Genomic DNA, 21349 nt, shown 5'->3' with positions numbered 1-21349 from the left:
AAGGTGAGATACAGCATGGCTAAAAAAACACTTTACTTCTTATGTACAGGGAACTCTTGCAGAAGCCAAATGGCAGAGGCATGGGGGAAGAAATATTTAGGTAACGAATGGCAAGTGCTTAGTGCAGGGATCGAGGCCCATGGGTTAAATCCAAAAGCTGTAAAAGCAATGAATGAAGTTGGATTGGACATCTCCAATCAAACATCGGATATCATCGAGCCTGACATATTGAATAATGCTGATTTTGTCGTTACATTATGTGGTGATGCGGCAGACAAATGTCCCATGACGCCACCGCATGTTAGACGTGAACATTGGGGCTTTGATGACCCGGCAAAAGCGGAAGGAACAGATGAAGAAAAATGGGCGACCTTCCAACGTGTTCGTGATGAAATAGGAGAAAGAATTGAACGTTTCTCTAAAACGGGTGAATAGATAAAATTGAAACGCCGTGGTTGGTAGCAGGCGGACAAAAGACCATAAAGAAAGAGCTGCCAAAATAGGCAGCTCTTTTCATCATTAAATCTTAATATCGACCTTAGCATTTTTCTGAAGTTCTTCCACATGCTTCACAAGCTTTTCTTGTTTCTTTTGCTGCTCTAGTTGTTCCTTGATTTGCGGCTTCATTTCCTCGAGTTTCTGTACCTTCTGTCCGCTTGTCTTAGCTTGCTCTGCAACCTGGTCATAATACTTTTGGATTTCTTCATCAGTTGCTTCTTCCACTTTAATCTCTTTTTCAACGTACTTCGTATATGGGATATTCTCTGCAATCTGAGCATTCAGCATTTCCGAGTTCAGACCTGCTTGCTTCAATGCTTCCTTGAACTTCTCTTCACTCTCATATTGCTTTTTGATTTCGGCATATTGCTTTTCAATTTCGGCCTTGGAAGCGGTGTAGCCCTTTTTATCTGCTGCTTGAAGAAGCAATGTTTGCCCCACTAAAGAGTTGAGGGTTTGCTCTTTAGTTTGTTTGGCGCCCTCCTTGGTTGTCGGGTCTTGTCCGAATTGCTGCATCTGCATTTGTGTGGTAGACAACACGGTATTATATTCCGCACCTGAAATTTTTTCGTCATTGACGATGGCCACCGTTTTCTTTTCGTCCACCTTTTGCTTGTCTAGTTTCTTCTGCATTTCTTCCATCTGTTTTTGCTGTTCCTCAGTTGCTTTAGCTGTTTCTTTCTCAGTTGTTTTAGTCTCTTTCTCGTCATTTTTCTTATCAGCTTCATCGTTCGAACCACAAGCCGTCAGAACAACCGCCAATAATCCAATGATGATTGGGTACAATAGTTTCTTCATATTTCAGTCTCCTCTCGTATTCAATGCTAAAAAAATCATCTAATGCGCATTATAAAGGAATTTCCCATTAAAACACAATAAATTCATTCTTTTTTTCCAGAAAACAGGAAGATAGTATAGGCATCCTCTCATTATATAAGTGTAACATTAGCGGAAATGAACCCATTTACCCTTCGACATGCAAAATTTTTATTGGCAATCCGAAAACTGATATCTGGTGCAGTCAGAAACTTGTATGATAACTCTCATTCACAAAATGATGCATATTATCTATTTTATATAAAACTTGTATGGGTGGTGTCCTTCTTTTGCTATTTTAATGAAGAGGCTTCGAAGCCGTTCCCGGCACAGTGAATAAATCAAAGAACTCGTCAAATATATTTCCCCGATATAATGGGGTCATGCCTCATCCGCCTTCTGAATCTGGCAGTAACCCTTGGAGACCAAGGGTTACTGATTCTTGAAAGAGAGGATTTTTACTATATTCCTTTTTTCTTATTTCTAGTAAAGTAATAAACGACTGCGATTACCAGAATCAACAATACCAAAACAATCCTTACATCGTCCGATGCCTTCAATACTTGTGTCACCGAATACGCCTCGACAAGGAGGGCAGGGAGTTTTCCGATGGATGTGGCGAGGAAGAAAATCATCAGTCCCGTCTTGCTTAATGCTGCTGTAAGGTTGATCACGCCGGATGGTATAAAGGGAAGGAGCCTAAGCAAAAGGATCATCCAAAATGCATGAAACCCTTGTGACCTTTGCAGCTTCATGACCCACCGGTTCTTCATGAACTTGGGTTGGAATGTTTGAAAGCCCTTTCGATATAACCAAAAGCTTACCACTGCACCAACAATTTCTCCCATGTAAGAAAGGATCAATCCCTTTTCAAATCCAAATACGGTGATATTGGCGGCCGTGATGAATACGCTTGGAATGAAACCAAGCACGCTAATCAATATATTGAATACTAAACTTACAGCAATGGAAAAAGGGCCGCTGGATAGTAATGCCTCAGAAATGAAATTCATATCAATCCACAGAACTCCATTTATACCCGATGCCCCAGACCGTTTTCAAGTGTTGATCTGCTGGAAAACCGGCATGACGCAATTTCTCTCTAATATTTCGAATATGGGAATCGATAGTCCGGTCTTCCGTATCCGTTTTGAATCCCCATATGGTCGAAAGCAGGTGGTCTCTGGAATACACTTGATCTGGTGATTTTAAAAACAAGCACAACAGTGAGAACTCTTTTGGTGTCAATGGGATTGTTTTGGTATCATAATGTGCTTCGTAAGCAGATTCATTTAATTTTAGTCCCTTAAAGATCATAGTATCGTCCGGATTATGCACTCGCCGCGTCACTGCTTCGATTCTGGCAAGTAAAACATCTTCATTAAATGGTTTCGTAATATAATCGTCTGCACCCTTTTTCAACCCTTTCACCATTTCTTGTGCAGCATCCCGGGCGGTGAGCATGATTATGGGAATGTTGGAAATCGAACGGATCCTTTCACACGTTTCCCACCCATCCATCTCAGGCATCATTACATCAAGAAGGACTAAGTCCGCATGTTTATGCGCTAAGAACTGTAAAGCTTCATGTCCAGATTTCATCTTCAAGCATGTATATCCGTGAGGCATAATGTATAACTCTAATAGATCAAGCATTCTCTTTTCATCATCAACCAGAACGATTGTCTTCATTTGTTTTCTCCTTAAATGTGATAGTGAAGCACGTTCCTTGCTCCAAGTCGCTTTTAACCGAAATGGTTCCTCCTTGTATCTCCACTAATTGCTTGACGATGGAGAGCCCCAAACCGAATCCACCAGTATCTCTGGCGCGAGATTTCTCGACACGATATAAACGATCAAAGATATGGGGGATATCTTCAGGGGGAATGCCAACCCCTTGATCGATTATGGAGATGGAAATCCTGCCAAGGCATTCAGTGGCTTTGATGGTGGTGACTGTATATTCGTTCGAGTACTTCAGCGCATTATCAAGCAGGTTAAGAATGACTTGCTCAAACCGTGAGGGATCTATATCTATAAATAAATCATCCTTACATTCCAGATTCAATTGAATTCTTTCATTTGCAAATGCCGGCAGCACTTTTTCATGAATGTTTTGCAGGAATGAAGAGAGCTGGACGGTTTCTTTTGATATGGTGAATGTATTTACATCCATTCTAGCCATATTGAATAGTTCGTCCAATAATCTGTTTAATCGTTCGGATTCATCATGGATGATCTCTAAGTATCGGGTTCGTTCGGCAGCATTCAAGTCTTTCCGGCGGGCAATATCAGCGTACCCTTTGATATAAGTTAGCGGCGTGCGCAGTTCATGAGAGATACTTGCCAAAAATTCATTGCGTTCCTTCTTTAAGTAGTTCAATTCATTAGCCAAGCTTTGAATGGATTGGGCAAGCTCCCCGAGTTCATCATGAGATCGTACTGGCACAGCCACTGAAAAATTCCCTTTGCTGAGCTTGGTTGTCGCTTCCTTCATCGAAATAAGAGGTCTAGTCAAAGCTTTTGATAGAAAATAAATGGTGATAAGCATGAAGAAAAGGAGCAATGCAGTCGCAAAAAGGAAATGCCTATTCAATTGTGCGATTAAATCCTCCACATCCCTAGTATCTTTGAACATATAAACATAGCCTTTTTTTTCTTTATCACTGATAAATGGCGTAACGGTGGCAATATATCTTTCATCCTTCCATCTTGATTGGATGACCAGGCCTTTTCGGGATAGTTTCGGGATGTTTTTTGCCAAGATTTTTTTCATTCCCCCATTTACCTTTTCGGAAGATATCAGAATATCTCCCCTAGTGTTCGTAATCACGACATCTGTATCGGTATGGTACTCCATCAGGCAGATATGCTGAAGGGTAGAGTCGGAATACGTGATTTCCAACACATCACGATGACTATTGCCACGGGCCTTCAGTGATTCCAATTCTTGATCGATACGGGAATGGATCACTTTACTATGCAAGTAAATCATCGAAACGGTTTCCATCAAAAAAATGCAAACAAATATAGATAGTCCGAGCTTAAAGGAGATTTTCATGAGCATTCACCCTCTTATGGAATAAAGTCAGTTTAGCGAAAAAGTATGAAGAAAGTATGCAGTATTTTCAATTTCTTCGCATCTCTTAAACAACGATAATCCGAAAGATGACTTGTTGCAAGAAGTACAATATATTAATGGACCCAAACTGCATTTTTTCAGTCTTGTATATGGTAATGGGGGAACCGGTTTTTCCGTTCAATAACACTTTTGGAAGTGGTTATTTAAAAAATAGATGATGATTATTCATAATTGAATTGAAATGGTTAGGTTTTTTATTTAGTCTATTCAAAATATTTTGTGTTAAGGAAACATTTTGTCGTAAATGAATACTATGTAAAAAAGGAGCTGATTCATATGAATTGTACAAACCGTACGCAGAAAAAAATAATGGCTTATTCCGCATTATTCAAAAAAATGGGCATTCTCAATGATGAGGAATATAAAAATATCGCAAAGACCTTTCAAACAAAGGATTGAGAAAGAGTCCATTGGAAATTCATAAACTTTTATCCTGCATTAAACGGGCTGTAAAACCCCCGCCTTCCTATTTTCGAAATAGGAGGGGGGACTTGCAGTCTGGAACTCAAGGGGGTGTCGGCGGTGCGGTCAATTTGTCCGGCGCTGAGTCTATCGAATTCCACTTTTGGCAGCTGCACTCAGCTGGATGAAATGTTGCTTCTTAAGTTTGAAAAGCTACATATATGATGGACATTCATATGCAAATAGAAGAGGGAACATGAGGGCTGCCCAAAATTCCTGCTTTATTAGAAGGGAAAAGGTAGATTGTTGTGATCCGATAGTGTTCTCTGAGATAATGGAATAAAGAAATCGAAAAGGAGTTACGTAGGATGGCAGAGGACTTTAAGATTCCCAGCTTGAAAGTTGATGAAATCGATAAGAAAATCATATCGGTTTTACATGAAGATGCACGAATTTCGTATACCGACTTAGCGAAGAAAGTGGAGCTTTCCAGAGTTGCGGTTCAGATGAGAATTAATCATCTTGTTGAAAACGGGGTGATCGAGAGGTTCACTGCGGTCATAAATCCAGCTAAGGTCGGCATCCATGTCTCGGCATTTTTTAACGTTGAGGTCGAGCCAAAATATCTGGAATCAGTCGCGCAGCAATTAGAAAGTGAACCGGCAGTAACGAGTTTATATCATATGACCGGTCCGAGTAAACTCCATATGCACGGAATCTTTACCGATAATCAAGAGATGGAACGTTTTCTAAATGAGAAGCTGTATGCGGTCGTCGGTGTTGTCAGCGTTGATTGCCAAATTCTCATTAAACGCTATAAAAGCCGGATGGGCATGAAGCTTTAATAAAAAATCCCCCTATATAGGCGGATTTTTTATTATTATTATGTGTGGGGGATGATAATGCCGCCGTACATAAAGGCAAGAATGATTACGAATGCAGGGTGGATCTTGAATTTACCTAAAGCCAAGAAAGCCAATCCAGCGATGACGATTGAATGGATGTAGCCGATGGACCCGACCGCATCCGCGGCCATATTCCAGGTGAGTAATAACATCATGATCGCAATCACGGGCTGTACAAGCAGTGACATGCCCTTTACAACAGGGGATTGCTTATATTTTCGCAGGATTTTTAATAAATAGATCAAAGCCACGGCTGAAGGGATGATCGTGCCTGCCAATGCAGCCAGAAATCCTGGCCAGCCATATACGTCATATCCGACATATGCGGCTATTTTCGTGGCGATGGGTCCTGGAAGTGAATTTCCTAACGCAAGCATTTGTGAGAATTCGGTATTATCAAGCCAGCCATAACGGGTGACGATTTGATCATACATGAGCGGAATCGAGGCTGGACCTCCGCCGTAACCAAGCATATTGGCTATGAAAAACGCCAGAAAAACAGCAACTCCTATTGGGATAATAAGACCCATTAAGCGGATTCCTCCTTCCTATCCTTCTTTTTGTTTTTCAATCTATCCTTTAATTTAAAATGAAACGCTCCATATATAAGAAAAATCATGATGACGATACCTGGATGCAGGGAAATGACCTGCAGGAGCAAAAAGGAAATCGCAAAAAAGGTCGTTCCGAGCACCTTTCCTAACCCTTTTACCGCCTTTTCGCCAAACTCATAAGCCATTTGACCAAGCATGACGGCAACCACCGGCATTACAGCAGCGATCATATTACTAATCATTTCGGAATTACTTAGAACATTAATGAAAGCAATCAAGAAAACCATCGCAATGCATGAAGGTAAAACGTGAGCGGCCACACTTACGATGGCTCCCGGCCAGCCTTTTAATTTATAACCAAGATATGCAGCCATCTTCGTGGCAATCGGTCCTGGGAGTGTATTGGCAATCGCCAAAGTGTCCCCGAATTCATCATCGTCGAGCCAGTGATAACGGGAAACGGCTTCGTGGCGGATGAGCGGGATGACTGATGGTCCGCCGCCGAAACCTAATATCCCCGTTCTCATCATCCCAATCGTCAATTCCGTATATGGATTTTTCAAGAACGATTCCTCCTTTGTTATAAAATTTAGCATTCATTTCCAAAAGATTATGAATTAATGATAACAAAAAAATTTTCGAAATGTACATAAAATAATAATAATAATTACGTAATGATTGTATATTTGAAATTTTTCAACATAATCAGCTGAAAAAAATATAATAATACATCTTTTTGTCATAAGAACCAAGAAAACATTGGGACGGTGTGGCGATGAGTTGGATTCCACCTTATTATTAACATAAAGGGGTATGAGTAAGGAGATTTACAAATAAAAAACAATTTTTTCTGCAATCCCCTTTTTAAAACAAAAAAGAACCCTATAGGCAGCCTTTTTTTAAGAGGCCGTTCTATAGGGACAATTTAATATATAACTCTAATAAACCTTTTAATGTGGGTTATTCTTCCCGAATGACTAATAACACACCGATAAAAATTAATATTGTGCCGATCCAAAAAGACAAGCCGATTTGTTCACCTAGTATTAACCAACCTAAAAAAGTACCGACTATAGGCTGTAAAAAGAAAAATAATCCACCACTTGAAGCGGTAAGCATTTGCAGTCCGCGATTCCACAGTAAAAAGGCACATGCTGTAGAAATAACGCCCAAGTATAAGAGGCCGCCCCATATGGATGGATGGATGATTGCATGAAAATCAAGCTCATCCAATCGACTGATCGTAACAGGTGTTAAAAAGACAATTGCCACAAGCACTGCATAGGTCGTTATAACAATTTGTGAATATTGCCCAGGGACACGTTTAATTAGAACAGACATAAGTGCCCAAGTTAAGGCAGCAATAAGCAGTGATAGGCCCCCAAGTTGGTGAGATGAACCGATATGGGCATTCCCGACAATGATCCCGACTCCGATTGTCGCTAAAATTACAGAAATTGACTTTTTGAAAGTGATCTTTTCTTTTAAAACGATTCGTGCAAATATCACCATAAATGCAGGTGTTGTGGAAGTAATGATAGCTCCCATTTGTGCAGTGGATAGCAGTGTACCGACTTCCTGGGTTACGATGGAAATTGTGTTTCCAATAAGTCCTATAATGAAAACCAAAAGCCAGTCTCGTTTTTCAATCCGCCAAGATTGTTTTGTTATAAAACCAATTGTCAGCAATGCTAAAATCGCAATTACATATCGTAATAATACTAATTCAAGTGGCGGAACAACGTCTACCACAACTTTTACCACAACATACATCCCGCCCCAAATGCTAGCGGCGAGTGATAAATATAAAGAACCTAATATAGTGTTTTTCATTTTGTACCCTCCGTTTCAACTAAACATTTCCAGTCCTTAACGGAGATGCAATTTTTCTGCCGTTAAGGAAGAATAACTGCAGGTACATCATTTTCAAATAGTGGTGACCACATCATCAGCTTTCAGCTCACTTTCAAAAAATATTAATTTTTAATGAATTTAGCTATTCCGAGCTGCTACTGATCATTCGTTTCAAACATCAGTAAGTTACAAAATATACCCATTTAAATATACAAGATTTTAGATTGATAAAACAACATATAATAGTATTAAAGCTAGCGTACCATCATGATGATCCGTCAATCTAGATAGTATACTAAAACCCCAACTAGAATCCATTATGCCAAATAGAAACCCCACCAGTTGTTAATAGATCAGGTGGGGTTTTTTTCATGTGTATCAGTAGATAATAATGTGAGTGATCATGCTGAAAAGAAAAAGCGGATTAGGATTAAAGAGCTCCCTTAAAGAGTTTAATCCTAATCCACCGTTAAGTTAAATTTGGTGCATGGCCTTACCGGAAGCGTCACAATCCCTTATATTTTCTTTCAATTTTCCTGAACTCATCTGATAGTTCAAATAGGGTGTGTAATACGGCTGTTTGAATATATAGATTCATATAATTATCATTGCTTTTCTTTTGAAAAGATAAATCATGCTTTTCATTAATTTTCCGAGTTATGCATGCATTAATTTCGCTCCACATTTCTTTCGTTCCTTCTTTAATTTTAGTCTCCATAATCTCCCACTCCTTTTTTATTAGTTTATCCAATCTATTACATTCTTATACTTATTTTTTGGGCAAACTGGTAACTTTTTAATGGGGTGCAAACTCGAAAAATAGGAGAACTCATTACCCAATAGTGGTTATTAATTGCTGAAAAAATATTGTGGACGAACACTATTCGCTTCGCTCTGTTTGTAGACAAAAGGTCTCTAAAGTTAAAATAAAGTTGATTGGAGCAAAATATAAAAGGATAAGTGGATCTCAGCAAAAGGGAATTAAATAGAAAGATAAGGAATAAAAACAACTTTTCTACAGAGAATACTTCTATTAATTACAAGTTAGGAGTGTATATATGGAACAAACACTTTATGAAAAAGTCGGCGGAGAAGAAGCGATAGCAAAAGTTGTGGACTATTTTTACTCCGAATTGGTTCTTAAGGATGAGACAGTTAACCATTTTTTTGAAAAGACGGATATGGAAAAGCAACTTCGTCATCAAACAAAGTTCATTAGTTTTGCATTAGGTGGGCCAAAACAATATTCTGGACAATCCATGGCAAAAGCTCACCAAGGATTGAATTTGCAACCAGACCATTTCGATGCCATTGTAAAGCATCTTAATGATGCACTAGCTCACTTTGGAGTGAATGAAGCTGACATAGATACAGCTTTAACTAAAGTTGCTGCACTAAGAGATGATATCTTGTATAAATGATTGTCATTGAGCTAGTTTGCAACCAAATTAATAGTAATAATATTTTATGAATGAGAAAAAATAGTGATAGGGAAGGAGGGATTGCGAATGTCTGTGAAAAAGCGGGTAATAGGATTGGTCGTTGTGCTTGCAATGTTTGTAGTTGTGACATCGCTAAGCTCATTCGGCGTATATGCCGAATCCGGTGTTGTAGCTCAGCCTACGATGAAATCGATTGAGGTCGAGTTGAACGACGATTCCTTTAATCCGGATGTCATCACTATTCCGAATGGAACAGCCACAACGTTGATATTGAAAAACAAAGGTACAAAGGAACACACCTTCACAGTGGAAAAGCTCGGAATTGACGCCGAGGTCCAGCCAGGTAAAGAAAAAACCATTACCGTGCAACCGAAACAGCCCGGTACATATGAATTGATATGCCGGTACCATTTCCAGGAAGGAATGGTTGGAAAAGTAATGGTCAAATAAGAAGCAGGGCCAATAAGGCCTTGTTTTTTTAAATAGGTGATTAAGTTTAGAGAGAGTTTTTATTAAGCTATTTTTCATTACACAGGATATCGATGTTTGGATCATTAATAATGGTTCCACCTCTAATAAATGGTAATATAATGTATCGTAACGTAACAACCATTTAAAAGGAGGTGGAAAGGTGTATTTTTTTAAACCCATTTCTGATGAGGTTCGTTTATCTCAAATAGTATTCAATAGACGTAAAAAAACGATGAAGCTCATTTTAGGGTCTATTTTTGCCTGTATTGCTGCTATTCTACAGGCTGCTGCGGGCTTTTTACCAGGTATAGGATATTTTATAAGTCCGCTAGCCACTGCACCTATTCTGTTATGTTCCCTGTTTTCCATTCCATATGGAGTGATGACCTACCTTCTGACAATTATGTTGTTATTCATCCTGCAGCCAACTGAACTGATTGTATTTCCATTTACAACAGGATTGTTAGGAATGGGCATAGGGGCATCTTTTTACTTCTTTAGGAAGAGAATAATTATTATCGCTGCTGGTGCCATTCTTTTAATGTTAGGGATTATGAGTCTAATACTTATTTTTCACTTTCCGGTTTTAGGTCCAGGCGTCTCTGTTTCCATTTCATTTCTTATAACTGGCTTTATTTTTGCTTTCATTTATAGCTGGTTATGGGTTGAAATTGCTTTATTCCTTTTTAAAAGATTAAAAAGGATTATAATTCAGTGATTCTCCATCACTTGCTTTTCATTTCGAATGATCAAGAATTTTATAGTTATGATTCATGGAACAATTTCAAAAACAGTACCCTGGTTGAAATCAGCCACTTTCATAGAGCCATAAACCCCTAAATATAATCTGCTTTGATCCAGATTCGTTCCCAAATTAACATAATAAGCTGATTGAGACCCAAAATCATAATCGGTTTGTATCACACTAAAATCATTTTGTTCACCATTTGGTCTAACGGTGGTATAAGCCAGAGCCCCTCTAACCTGTGGTTGAGTTTCTTTCCGGGCAAGATCGGTAAACACAACGCTTCCTGTTAAACAAGGGATGCTTTTCCCCATATATGCCTGCACTCCTGTAAGTGCAGTTCCTCCAAACTTATCGGGTCTGTTATCTTTATGAAAATAACTAGTTAAAGGCTGAAGACGACTCGCTGAAAGTGAAGCTGCTTCATTGTAATAAGCAATTGTTTTTTCATCCGAATTCTGATTTTCAGTGCAGCCTTTTATAACCGAAGCAGGAAAAGCACCTTCCCAACCTCGCCAGCCAAAGTTAATAAATCCTTCTTTGTCAGGTTCAGAATTCATGAAAGAAGCTTGAATAAGCTGAGTAACCGGCATTGGTTTATAATGAACGAATGAAAAAATCGACTCGACCAAATTCTGGCCGACATTTCCCGCATATTTAATATACTGATTATAAAACCTTTGAAATGAAATGCCTGGTATATTGCGAACCCCTTTGGCCATTACCATGAGCGCTTCCTGTATGGGTGTGGGAAGTTCATTGAAACGTGTGACAATGGGTGGATCATTGACGTACATATTCTTACCTACATCCATTTCAATTATTTTACCGGCGATTTCTAGATCATCCTGGCTTAAGTTAAATGGATCAAAGCCTGATCCACCATCTCCGGTTGTTAAAACAAGTTTTCCTGTTTCAGGTGAAAAGTTTAAACTATTGACCCCGTTATGATTGGAGAATGGTCTTCTTAAGTTAAGTAATGTCCGTCGTTTTTGGGGTTGACCATTCGATTGTAAAATCCATTCTTCAATTGTATCAATATGATCATATTGTGTTTCTCTATTTATCCACCTTATGTTTAAAGTCTTGGGATCACACGGATCAGGCTTAAAAGATTCAGGAAGAGCACCTGGTCCTTGTGTTCCAGCTAGTGAATAATGAAGATAAAACAGACCGTTATAATAAAATTCGGGATGAAACGCTAGTCCTAGCAATCCCCGTTCATCATATCCGCCACCAGAAGCACCCAGTTTCAGGATTCGCGGGCGAATATCTAAAAAAGTCCTTATATCTCCGTTTCCTATGTAAAAGATCTCTCCTACCTGGGTTGCAATAAATAATCTTTCAATTGAGTCACCTGGAAGTATGGTTGTTTTCAAAACAGTAGGTAAATTTATTTTACTTACAATGGGCCGTAAACCAACCTTAACTTTTATCAACTGACTATGCACCCCTTCTTAATTGTTTTCTTTTTATAAGAATATGATTAGAGCCGTCCATTAGTACCAAATTAGACCGGGGAATCTACCTAAAGGAGTACGTTAGTTGAACTAAAATAAGTGGAATTTTTATGAAGGAGGGTAAATTCAAGTATTATCGGATTAATGGGTAGAAAAATTGGAGCCTGTTTAAATAAAACGGTATTTATTGCTATCAGATTTCTAAATGTTAAGCCGAATGAGTATTTTAAAAAGATATGCATGTACTGTGTTAACTTAACAATTATTATCTGAAATATAACAAAAAATCACGGTCCCTTTATACGGATATAAAATTCAAGAGTTATTCTTAATTTACATCTAGAGGGAGGGATCGAAAATTGTCAAAATTTCAGGCCATATCTTCTTTGTTCATCTTGGTATTTGTCCTCATTTTCGTAACTTATAAAATCCCAGCATTCTCATCTAATCATTCCACAACGAATCATCCCACATCCAACCGCTATATTGAAGTACATTTGTTAGGCGTTAATGATTTTCACGGCCAACTAAATAAATATCAAATGGTTTCAGGAACCATGGCAGGTGGGGCTGAATACCTGTCTGCCCATCTAAAAAAATATAAACAAAAAAACCCAAATACATTACTTGTCCATGCAGGTGATATGGTAGGAGGAAGTCCTCCAATCTCTTCTCAATTTAAAGACGAACCCACGATTGAATTTTTAAACCTTCTGCACTTTGATGTCGGGACACCAGGAAATCATGAATTGGACCAAGGCGTAAATGAAATGAAACGTCTTATTTATGGAGGATTCAATAAAAAAACAGGTTATTTTCAAGGTGCCAATACTTCTTACAGTTCTGCAAATATAATCGATAGAAAGTCGGGTACTCCCTTGTTACCACCGTATGTTATTAAACAAATTGACGGAATTAATATTGGATTTATCGGGGTGTTAACAAAAGAGACCAACCTGTATGTGGCACCTGAAAATCGAAAAGAAGTAGAAATTACGGATGAGGTTTCAGCTATTAACCGAACCGTTAAGATTTTAAAGGAAAAAGGGATTAAAGTAATGGTTGTACTGGCACATGATTCAGCTAAATCAGATAAGGCAGGAGCAAATTCCAGTGGAGCTTTAGTGGAGATGGCTCCAAAAATCGATGATGAGGTCGATGTCATTTTTGCCGGTCACAGCCATGAATATGCCAATACCGTTGCAGCCGGTAAACTGATCGTTCAAGCGTATTCTAATGGGAAAGCTTATTCTCAAGTAAAACTTGAAATTGACCCACATACTAAAAATGTCGTTAAGAAACAAGCAAAGATTATTGTCACGGCACATCATCAAATAAAACCAGATAAAGAAACGGTTGCTCTTCTAAAAAAATACAGAAAAAGATTGGGGAGCCACTTTAATCAGGTAATAGGACAAATGCCTGAAGAAATTAAACGAAATCAAGATGCAAACGGTGAATCTCCATTAGCGAAAATGATTGCAGATTCTGAGCGGGAAGCCATGGGAGTAAATATAGCTTTTGTCCATCAAGGCGAAATGCGGAAAAGTTTTAAAAAAGGGGAGATCACTGTAGAAGACCTTTATACAGGCTTGCCTATGGGTAATAGTATCAGTAAGTTAATCTTAACAGGAGACCAAATAAAACTTGCTTTAGAACAGCAGTGGGCGAAAAATTATGAAAATAGGTTGCAAACGGTTGGTTTAACGTATAATTGGGACCCCGATGCTCCAATTGGCAATCGCATTGATGGGCTGAAAGACATGAAGGGTCAAGAGATTCAGGCAAGCAAAGAGTATGAAGTAGCGGTTAGTAATTATTTAGCTTCAGGCGGTGATAACTTCACTGCATTTGAACAAGGTAGACTCGTAGAATCCGGTCCGCAGGTTGTCACTGCACTAATGCGCTATATCCAACAGAAGTATCCCCACAATATTCTTCAACCTTCATTGAAAGAATGAAGGGGAAAATACTAGGACTTGCATAAGTAAGTGAACCCAAAAAGTTAGACACTTTATTTACTTAGGCATCCTTGAGGGCATGAATCCGGTAATCTACCGGGCTCATGCTTTTTTAATTTTACCTTGATTCTTTAATGATTGTAGTAAAGATGATATTTGATACATCACCCGAAATCTTCCTATCAATAAAGGAAGAATAAATATTCGGAGGGTTTTTGAGCAAAGGGGTAATGTGTCATACGACAGTAGATAAATGAATAGAACATCACTAAATTAAAGGCTCTTTTCGTAAAGATTGTTGTTTTTAAAACAAAACGATGTAAGGTTGATTGGAGCGGAAGTGCGAGACTCCTGCGGGAGCAGCGGGACAGGTGAGACCCCACAGGCGTTTACGCCGAGGAGGCTCACCGCCCGCCCCGCGGAAAGCGAGCATCTGGAGGGGAAATCAACCACACCGCACTACTTGGTAAATAGCAGTAAATAGCAACAAAGTATGCGAAAACAGCCAAATTAAATAATAGGAGAAACTGGGAGAAATGAGGTGATTGCATGATAGAAAGATTTAGAAAAATTGATATGAAAACAGCTGTATTTATGGCGATTAGCTTTTACTCTTTGACTATCTTAATCCATGTTCTTATTATTAACGGCATTATTCCATTGACATGGGTTAATGGCGGACGGTCTGAATCTCTGGCTACTCAGCTACCAATTTCTATTATGCATACCATTATTTCTATATTTGGAGGTTTTTTCACCCTGTTGTTGGCAGAAATAGATTATATAAAGGAATAACCGTGATATGTTGGTTCTTTGGTCATTTGGGTTTATACTGCACTTATTTGGAACAGCTTTTGAAAAGGCTCTTTTCGTAAAGATTGTTGTTTTTAAAACAAAACGATGTAAGGTTGATTGGAGCGGAAGTGCGAGACTCCTGCGGGAGCAGCGGGACAGGTGAGACCCCACAGGCGTTTACGCCGAGGAGGCTCACCGCCCGCCCCGCGGAAAGCGAGTATCTGGAGGGGAAATCAACCACACCGCACTACTTGGTAAATAGCAGTAAATAGCAACAAAGTATGCGAAAACAGCCTTTGAAAAAAATGATTTGTTCGTTAATATTGCTTCTTGGAGTCACCCCAAACTTGCGTATGGCGATTGATACAAGATAGCACAAACATTTAAATCTTTATATGTACAGAAAAATGCACGAAAGAGCGAAACTGTCTTTAAAGAAACTTTTTATAAGTCTACAAATATTTTCGACTATTGTTAATTTGCTCTTTCAAAGGAGTTGCTTCGGCAGCTCTTTTTCTTATGGAATAAAAGGGGAATTCAAGAAGTAGTCGAGCTGGTATTATCTTCCGACACTGACGACTAATTATGCAATATTAAATAATTGATGTAGAATTGCATAAGCTTATTCATTCATTAAATAATCTGTATATTGCAATTGTTGGCAAAATACCATTAATCCCCACTTGGTATGGTATTTGCTTATTAGTTAATTAATGTTAATTAATCACGAATAAGGGTGGAGTGATACATGGAGAATGCAAAATTAAGACGCTCGTTAACAGTATTTCCTTTAGTGCTATTTGGATTGGCTTATATGGCACCTACAACAGTTTTTTCAACTTATGGGGTTGTTGCGGAAATAACGAAAGGGATGGTACCTGCTGCCTATATCATAGCTTTGGCTGGTATGTTGTTTACAGCCTATAGCTATGGTCAAATGGTTAAGGCCTACCCCGTTGCCGGTTCTGCATATACTTTTACTCAAAAGGCTCTTAATCCTCACCTTGGGTTCTTAGTGGGCTGGGTCATCCTATTGGACTATTTATTCTTGCCAATGATCAATGGATTACTAATCGCTATTTACTTAAACGCGTATTTTCCATCCGTTCCTTTTTCCTTCTGGTTAATTGCCTTTGTCATTTTAATCACCACTGTAAACATTATTGGAGTGAAAATAGCAACAAAAATAAATGTTTTATTAGTTTCCTGTCAATTTCTAATAATCGTTATATTTACATTCCTTTCGATTAAAGGGTTACTTAACGGAATGGGTTCAGGAACATTACTCATGAGTTCTCCATTTGTGAATGGAGATATACCACTATCTTTAGTTTTAGCAGGATCTTCTGTTTTATGTTTATCTTTTTTAGGATTTGATGCTGTTACCACATTTTCAGAGGAGACCATTAATCCCAAAAAAATAATACCAAAAGCCATTTTCCTCGTCGCGTTAATAGGGGGAGGTCTGTTTGTCACCATCTCATACATCAGTCACCTTGTTTACCCAAATTTCCAAGCTTTTAAAGATCCAGATTCCGCTTCCTTGGAAATTGCCATGTACATAGGGGGTAATTTATTTCAATCTATTTTTCTAGCAGGATATATTACCGGGGGACTGGCATCCGGATTATCAGCTCATGCAAGTGTTTCGCGACTTTTGTATGCGATGGGGAGAGATGGAGTACTACCAAAGAAAATATTTGGTCATATTCATCCAAAATTTCAAACTCCAACACACAACATCATCTTAGTGGGTATTTTTGCTTTATCTGCTTTATTTGTTGATTTAGTGACAGCATCATCCTTTATTAACTTTGGGGCGCTTGTTGCCTTTACCTTTGTTAATCTTTCAGTTATTTCCCATTATTTTATTAGAGAAAAACAGCGAAACGGAATGAACACACTAAAATACCTAATATTGCCGCTGATTGGTACTGGTTTCACAATTTGGTTATGGACCAGTCTTGATTCAAAGGCACTTTTACTCGGACTGGGATGGTTTGGAATTGGTTTCATCATGCTGCTTTCAAATACGAAAATGTTTAGTAAGCGGCCGCCGGAGCTTTCTATCGATAGTGCGATTGAAAAAGAAATTCAGGTATAAAAGTTATATTCATCAAGGAGGGTAAAAATGGTAATTGCAGACATCATTCTTTCTGGTCAACATGTTTTTACTGGGTTACAAGATGAGCCAATAAAAGCAGCTATCGCCATTAAAGATAATAAAATTATTAAAATCGGTTCTAAAGAAGATATAATGTCATTCCTTGGAAATCAAACAAAAGTGTATGACATGGAAGACGGACTAATTATTCCGGGGTTTCACGATTTTCATATGCATATTATGATGGGAAGCATTTTACAAAAGGACAGTGCCAAATTATTTGATGCCGCTTCAGAAGAAGATGCAGCCAAAATAGTAGGCGAATTTGCAGAAACGAGACCAAATGATGAGTGGATATTTGGTGTCGGCTGGGATCATACCAATTGGAAGAACAAAGTGCTGCCACATCGAACAACACTAGATAAATACATTAGTGATCGTCCTGTTTTATTGTTCAATGCAGAAGTGCATTACGCATGGATCAATAGTAAAGCAATGGAAATGATTCAATTAACGAAGGATACACCAGATCCGGAATATGGAGAAATTGGAAAAGATGAAAATGGGGAACTGACAGGTCTTCTATTTGAACAGGCAATTGGGTATGCATCGGAACATGCATACAAATTACCGAAAGAAAAACGTGTAAGCCTATTCCAAGGTTTTCTTAATGAAACAAAAAGATTGGGAATCACATCCGTTAATGATTTATACGGAGCTAAAATTGCGCCAAATCCATTAGACGATCTTGAAATTTTCAAAGAATTTGAGAGAGAAGGGCTACTAACTACTAGAATTCACTTTTCGCCTGAGTTAAAAATGGATTTAGCTGCCGCAAAGGAATTACAAAAAAATTATCAGTCAGACAAGCTCACCTTTTCTGGATTAAAACAATTTATAGATGGTGTTGTGACAAGTCATACTGCTTTTTTATTGGATCATTACAAAGACCGTCCTGAAACAAAAGGCGGAACCACTTATCCAGCTGAAACCATTAAACAATTAGTAAAAAAGGCAGATAAGGAAAAATTTCAAATTCGTTTCCATGCTATAGGTAACGGTGCTGTCCGCTTAGCGTTGGATGCATTTGAAGAAGCGAGAAACGTAAATGGACAAAGAGATGCTAGACATGTCATAGAACATGTGGAGGTATTGCATCCAGACGATGTTCGCCGCTTTAAGGAATTAGATGTAATCGCTTCATTTCAACCTAAACATATTGAATTAATGGAAAGTGAGGCATATACAGCTAGAATCAGTGAAAAACAACACCCTCTCTATTATCCTATCAAAACACTAATGGATACTGGTGCTAAAATTGCCTTTGGTACAGATTTTCCTGTAGTGCCCCTAAATCCCATGATGGGTATTTATCAGGCAATCACCAGAAAAGATTTAACCGGGAAGGCGTGGCAAGAGTCGGAAGGAATAACATTAGCTCAAGCGTTAAAATATTATACGGCTACACCGGCATTCGGGTCTTTCAGAGATAAAGACTTAGGCACATTGGAAGCAGGGAAGATAGCGGATATCTCAGTATTAAATAAAAATTTATTCAGCATATCAACAGAGGGAATTCTTGAAACAGAAGTGAAGTTGACGATCATGGATGGAAAGATCGTATATGAAAACCAGGTTGTCCAAAAGGTATAAGACAAAAAATTTCAAAAGGTAGGTAGTGAGAAAATGTCAAAAGTAAAAGTCGGTCTTATTCAAATTCATTGCGGGGAATTCATTGAGCAAAATATCCAAAAAACGATTGAGAAAATAAAAGAAACAGTAAATAAAGGTGCACAAATCGTTTGCTTACAGGAGTTATTTTCTTCGCAATATTTTCCGCAAACGGTCAGTGTGAAAAATTATGATTTAGCTGAAGATGTAGATAGCGGTACATTAGCCGAAATGGGTGAATTAGCAAAGGAATTGGCCATTGTCTTGATTGTCCCTTTTTACGAAAGAGCAGGTGCTGGAATTTATTTTAATAGTGCAGCTGTATTTGATGCTGATGGAGAATGTTTAGGGATTACAAGAAAAAATCATATTCCGGATGGTCCCCAGTATCATGAAAAATATTACTTCGTTCCAGGCAATACTGGATATCCTGTCTATGAAACGGCTTATGGAAAAATAGGTGTTGGGATTTGTTGGGACGAGTGGTATCCAGAAGTGGCCCGGATTTTGAGTTTACAAGGGGCAGAAATATTATTCTATCCTTCTGCTATTGGTTCAGAGCCAGATCATCCCGAAATATCAACAAGATCATCCTGGGAAAAGGCAATTTCCGCTCATGGCATTTCTAATGGTGTATTCGTTGCTGCGACAAATCGAGTGGGCCAGGAAAAGGACATGAATTTTTATGGCGGTTCATTCATTAGCGATACATTAGGGAATATTCTAGCTTCACTTGATGATGAAGAAGGAATTATAATACAAGAAATTGATTTAAAAGAAATAGAAGAGACTAGAAAAATTCTGCAATTCTTTAGAGACCGCCGTGTCGATACATACGGCCCTATATTACAAAAAGAAATACTGCCAACCCCATCCCCTTCAAAAAAGGGAACAAGCAAAGCGCTGTTCAGTTAAACATTAAAAGGAATAACAGGTGCGACTACCTGCTATTCCTTTTTTGTTAACGGAAAATATGCCTTAAAGGTTTTTTTATACGAGCAATTTTATCAATTTAACGTCATAAGGGAGCCACCAATAGCACCGATTATCACTATAAACCAAGGCGGCAATTTCCAATACACAAGCATGCTGAATAAGATGGCTGCAAAAGCAAAGTCTATAGAAGTTAAGATGGAGCTGGTCCAAATGGGATTATAAAAAGCCGCAATCAAGATGCCTACAACTGCTGCATTTACTCCCATTAATGCCCCTTTTACTTTAGAATTACGGCGTAATGTGTTCCAAAATGGCAATGTCCCTAAAATAAGAAGAAATGCAGGTAAGAAAATAGCAATCGTTGCTAATAAGCCACCTTGCCATCCATTTATCACGGCACCTATGTATGCTGCAAACGTAAATAATGGACCTGGTACAGCTTGTGTTGCACCATATCCAGCAAGAAATGCCTCTTGGTCTAGCCAGCCAGTAGGGACAAATTCACGTTCAAGCAATGGCAAGACTACATGTCCACCACCAAACACTAAAGAACCAGACCGATAAAAGCTATCAAACAGAGCCATCCAATTTGATGAAGTAACTTCCCGTAAGATTGGAAGTAGAAACAGTAATCCGAAAAATAAAGCTAAACTAACAAATCCGAAACCACGAGAAATTGGAAAATGAATTTTAGATTCATAACTTTCGTCGTGTTGTTTATAAATTAGAAAACCAATCAATGCGGCCAGTATAATAAGACCAACTTGCACATAGGCAGTCTGCCAAATCAAGGTCCCGACCAAGGCTATTAATGCAATCGCCTTTCTCTTTATATCTGGAGTTAAATTTTTTGACATCCCCAAAATGGCGTGTGCAACTACGGCTACGGCTACTATTTTTAATCCGTGGATCCAGCCTGCATTTGAAACGTCCATTCCTTTGAGAAATAATGCTAATAGTACTAACGCTATCACCGAAGGTAGTGTAAAGCCAAGAAAAGCTAAAATTCCACCAATGAAACCTCCCCGCATAACTCCGACTCCAATTCCAACCTGACTGCTAGCTGGACCAGGCAAGAATTGACACAAAGCAACTAAATCAGCATAGCTTTTTTCGTCCATCCATTTTCTTCGTCTAACATACTCATCATGAAAGTAACCTAAATGTGCTATTGGGCCACCAAACGATGTTAAACCAAGCCTTGTTGAAACGAATAGTATTTCAATGAGTGACTTGAAACTTCTATTTGTTTTGTTTTGATCCACTAAAGTATACCTCCTATTATTTATGTTCTTAAGCTTTCTTTCTGCCTTCCATAAATATTTCCTTTTTCAGTGGTCGAATATATAATTTTTATTTTCCCAACGACGTTTCGTTCCCCATTTATTAAAAGTCCGTCAGGTTCCATTGTGTGAAAAAGGGATATAAAGTACCCTTTTTTTCCATATACCCGAACATCCAAGAACTCAAATCGATTATCTATATTGAAGTATACTATTTAGAAATATTTAGTTTCTAATACCAACAATTAATTTACACACTCTTAATATTCGCTCATTTATAAATCTTTTTGTACTAACAGGTGCTTTAGCT

The 21349-nt window shown here is 38.4% G+C and carries 20 protein-coding genes; 10 read left to right on the top strand and 10 right to left on the bottom strand.

Translation table 11 applies throughout. The annotated features are described in order from the left end of the window. The first annotated feature begins 15 nt into the window (after positions 1 to 15). Positions 16 to 435, top strand: a complete 420-nt coding sequence (gene arsC / locus ACFVS1_RS16815) for an arsenate reductase (thioredoxin) (RefSeq protein ID WP_352922353.1) — start codon at positions 16 to 18, stop codon at positions 433 to 435. An 84-nt stretch (positions 436 to 519) separates the two neighbouring features. Here the strand turns inward: arsC and ACFVS1_RS16810 are convergent, their stop codons facing one another. From ACFVS1_RS16810 to ACFVS1_RS16795, 4 genes are all read right to left on the bottom strand, one after another. Next, entirely contained in the window at positions 520 to 1296 is a 777-nt protein-coding gene (locus ACFVS1_RS16810) for a SurA N-terminal domain-containing protein (protein WP_387548916.1), read from the bottom strand. Positions 1297 to 1775: 479 nt separating this feature from the next. After that, positions 1776 to 2327 (bottom strand): TVP38/TMEM64 family protein, encoded by a 552-nt coding sequence (locus ACFVS1_RS16805; RefSeq protein WP_387548914.1) that lies wholly within the window; start codon positions 2325 to 2327, stop codon positions 1776 to 1778. Between the two features lies 1 nt (position 2328). Next, entirely contained in the window at positions 2329 to 3006 is a 678-nt protein-coding gene (locus ACFVS1_RS16800) for a response regulator transcription factor (RefSeq protein ID WP_387548912.1), read from the bottom strand. After that, positions 2984 to 4375, bottom strand: coding sequence for a HAMP domain-containing sensor histidine kinase (locus ACFVS1_RS16795; RefSeq protein ID WP_387548910.1), 1392 nt, complete (start codon positions 4373 to 4375; stop codon positions 2984 to 2986). Before ACFVS1_RS16795 ends, ACFVS1_RS16800 begins: the two co-directional genes overlap by 23 nt. A gap of 851 nt (positions 4376 to 5226) precedes the next feature. Here ACFVS1_RS16795 and chrS point away from each other — a divergent pair. Continuing rightward, complete coding sequence (chrS, locus tag ACFVS1_RS16790; protein WP_034315019.1) at positions 5227 to 5703, top strand: chromate efflux transcriptional regulator ChrS; 477 nt, start codon at positions 5227 to 5229, stop codon at positions 5701 to 5703. A 38-nt stretch (positions 5704 to 5741) separates the two neighbouring features. Here the strand turns inward: chrS and chrA are convergent, their stop codons facing one another. From chrA to ACFVS1_RS16770, 4 genes are all read right to left on the bottom strand, one after another. Then, positions 5742 to 6293 carry a chromate efflux transporter ChrA gene (chrA, locus tag ACFVS1_RS16785; protein ID WP_352922340.1) on the bottom strand — a complete coding sequence of 184 codons (552 nt, stop codon included), beginning with the start codon at positions 6291 to 6293 and terminating at the stop codon, positions 5742 to 5744. Beyond that, on the bottom strand, positions 6293 to 6880 hold the full coding sequence (chrB, locus tag ACFVS1_RS16780; protein WP_387548908.1) for a chromate efflux transporter ChrB: 588 nt from the start codon (positions 6878 to 6880) through the stop codon (positions 6293 to 6295). The genes chrA and chrB overlap by 1 nt, the downstream gene beginning before the upstream one ends. A gap of 397 nt (positions 6881 to 7277) precedes the next feature. Beyond that, positions 7278 to 8150, bottom strand: a complete 873-nt coding sequence (locus ACFVS1_RS16775) for a DMT family transporter (protein WP_387548906.1) — start codon at positions 8148 to 8150, stop codon at positions 7278 to 7280. 526 nt (positions 8151 to 8676) lie between these two features. Beyond that, on the bottom strand, positions 8677 to 8889 hold the full coding sequence (locus tag ACFVS1_RS16770) for a hypothetical protein (protein WP_387548904.1): 213 nt from the start codon (positions 8887 to 8889) through the stop codon (positions 8677 to 8679). Between the two features lie 340 nt (positions 8890 to 9229). On the opposite strand from ACFVS1_RS16770, the gene ACFVS1_RS16765 reads away from it, so the two are divergent. The 3 genes from ACFVS1_RS16765 (at position 9230) to ACFVS1_RS16755 (ending at position 10802) form a co-directional block, all read left to right on the top strand. After that, positions 9230 to 9592, top strand: a complete 363-nt coding sequence (locus ACFVS1_RS16765; protein WP_387548902.1) for a group I truncated hemoglobin — start codon at positions 9230 to 9232, stop codon at positions 9590 to 9592. 87 nt (positions 9593 to 9679) lie between these two features. Further along, positions 9680 to 10063, top strand: coding sequence for a cupredoxin domain-containing protein (locus tag ACFVS1_RS16760; RefSeq protein WP_352922327.1), 384 nt, complete (start codon positions 9680 to 9682; stop codon positions 10061 to 10063). 181 nt (positions 10064 to 10244) lie between these two features. After that, positions 10245 to 10802, top strand: coding sequence for a hypothetical protein (locus ACFVS1_RS16755; protein WP_387548900.1), 558 nt, complete (start codon positions 10245 to 10247; stop codon positions 10800 to 10802). 53 nt (positions 10803 to 10855) lie between these two features. On the opposite strand, the gene ACFVS1_RS16750 is transcribed toward ACFVS1_RS16755, so the two are convergent. After that, complete coding sequence (locus tag ACFVS1_RS16750; protein WP_387548898.1) at positions 10856 to 12268, bottom strand: PQQ-dependent sugar dehydrogenase; 1413 nt, start codon at positions 12266 to 12268, stop codon at positions 10856 to 10858. A 380-nt stretch (positions 12269 to 12648) separates the two neighbouring features. Between ACFVS1_RS16750 and ACFVS1_RS16745 the strand changes: the two genes are divergently transcribed. The 5 genes from ACFVS1_RS16745 to ACFVS1_RS16725 all read left to right on the top strand — a co-directional run bounded on the left by ACFVS1_RS16745 (position 12649) and on the right by ACFVS1_RS16725 (position 19735). After that, positions 12649 to 14250, top strand: coding sequence for a bifunctional metallophosphatase/5'-nucleotidase (locus ACFVS1_RS16745; RefSeq protein ID WP_387548896.1), 1602 nt, complete (start codon positions 12649 to 12651; stop codon positions 14248 to 14250). A gap of 549 nt (positions 14251 to 14799) precedes the next feature. Then, positions 14800 to 15045: a hypothetical protein gene (locus ACFVS1_RS16740; protein ID WP_387548894.1), complete on the top strand. Its 246-nt coding sequence runs from the start codon at positions 14800 to 14802 to the stop codon at positions 15043 to 15045. Between the two features lie 748 nt (positions 15046 to 15793). Beyond that, positions 15794 to 17149 carry an APC family permease gene (locus ACFVS1_RS16735; RefSeq protein WP_387548892.1) on the top strand — a complete coding sequence of 452 codons (1356 nt, stop codon included), beginning with the start codon at positions 15794 to 15796 and terminating at the stop codon, positions 17147 to 17149. 27 nt (positions 17150 to 17176) lie between these two features. Beyond that, positions 17177 to 18802, top strand: coding sequence for an amidohydrolase (locus ACFVS1_RS16730; protein WP_387548890.1), 1626 nt, complete (start codon positions 17177 to 17179; stop codon positions 18800 to 18802). A 33-nt stretch (positions 18803 to 18835) separates the two neighbouring features. Next, complete coding sequence (locus ACFVS1_RS16725; RefSeq protein WP_387548888.1) at positions 18836 to 19735, top strand: carbon-nitrogen hydrolase; 900 nt, start codon at positions 18836 to 18838, stop codon at positions 19733 to 19735. 92 nt (positions 19736 to 19827) lie between these two features. Here the strand turns inward: ACFVS1_RS16725 and ACFVS1_RS16720 are convergent, their stop codons facing one another. Next, on the bottom strand, positions 19828 to 21021 hold the full coding sequence (locus tag ACFVS1_RS16720) for a chromate transporter (protein ID WP_387548886.1): 1194 nt from the start codon (positions 21019 to 21021) through the stop codon (positions 19828 to 19830). Positions 21022 to 21349 lie beyond the last annotated feature (328 nt).

Origin of the sequence: Peribacillus sp. NPDC058075, from assembly GCF_042885195.1 — a bacterium.
Taxonomy (GTDB): Bacteria; Bacillota; Bacilli; order Bacillales; family DSM-1321; genus Peribacillus.
This window is presented reverse-complemented; position numbering and strand designations above follow the sequence as displayed.

Excerpts from the sequence above, each read along its gene's own strand:
- arsC (WP_352922353.1), top strand. The coding sequence starts at position 16 with ATGGCTAAAAAAACACTTTACTTCTTATGTACAGGGAACTCTTGCAGA.
- ACFVS1_RS16810 (WP_387548916.1), bottom strand. The coding sequence starts at position 1,296 with ATGAAGAAACTATTGTACCCAATCATCATTGGATTATTGGCGGTTGTT.
- ACFVS1_RS16805 (WP_387548914.1), bottom strand. The coding sequence starts at position 2,327 with ATGAATTTCATTTCTGAGGCATTACTATCCAGCGGCCCTTTTTCCATT.
- ACFVS1_RS16800 (WP_387548912.1), bottom strand. The coding sequence starts at position 3,006 with ATGAAGACAATCGTTCTGGTTGATGATGAAAAGAGAATGCTTGATCTA.
- ACFVS1_RS16795 (WP_387548910.1), bottom strand. The coding sequence starts at position 4,375 with ATGAAAATCTCCTTTAAGCTCGGACTATCTATATTTGTTTGCATTTTT.
- chrS (WP_034315019.1), top strand. The coding sequence starts at position 5,227 with ATGGCAGAGGACTTTAAGATTCCCAGCTTGAAAGTTGATGAAATCGAT.
- chrA (WP_352922340.1), bottom strand. The coding sequence starts at position 6,293 with ATGGGTCTTATTATCCCAATAGGAGTTGCTGTTTTTCTGGCGTTTTTC.
- ACFVS1_RS16775 (WP_387548906.1), bottom strand. The coding sequence starts at position 8,150 with ATGAAAAACACTATATTAGGTTCTTTATATTTATCACTCGCCGCTAGC.
- ACFVS1_RS16770 (WP_387548904.1), bottom strand. The coding sequence starts at position 8,889 with ATGGAGACTAAAATTAAAGAAGGAACGAAAGAAATGTGGAGCGAAATT.
- ACFVS1_RS16765 (WP_387548902.1), top strand. The coding sequence starts at position 9,230 with ATGGAACAAACACTTTATGAAAAAGTCGGCGGAGAAGAAGCGATAGCA.
- ACFVS1_RS16760 (WP_352922327.1), top strand. The coding sequence starts at position 9,680 with ATGTCTGTGAAAAAGCGGGTAATAGGATTGGTCGTTGTGCTTGCAATG.
- ACFVS1_RS16740 (WP_387548894.1), top strand. The coding sequence starts at position 14,800 with ATGATAGAAAGATTTAGAAAAATTGATATGAAAACAGCTGTATTTATG.
- ACFVS1_RS16735 (WP_387548892.1), top strand. The coding sequence starts at position 15,794 with ATGGAGAATGCAAAATTAAGACGCTCGTTAACAGTATTTCCTTTAGTG.
- ACFVS1_RS16730 (WP_387548890.1), top strand. The coding sequence starts at position 17,177 with ATGGTAATTGCAGACATCATTCTTTCTGGTCAACATGTTTTTACTGGG.
- ACFVS1_RS16725 (WP_387548888.1), top strand. The coding sequence starts at position 18,836 with ATGTCAAAAGTAAAAGTCGGTCTTATTCAAATTCATTGCGGGGAATTC.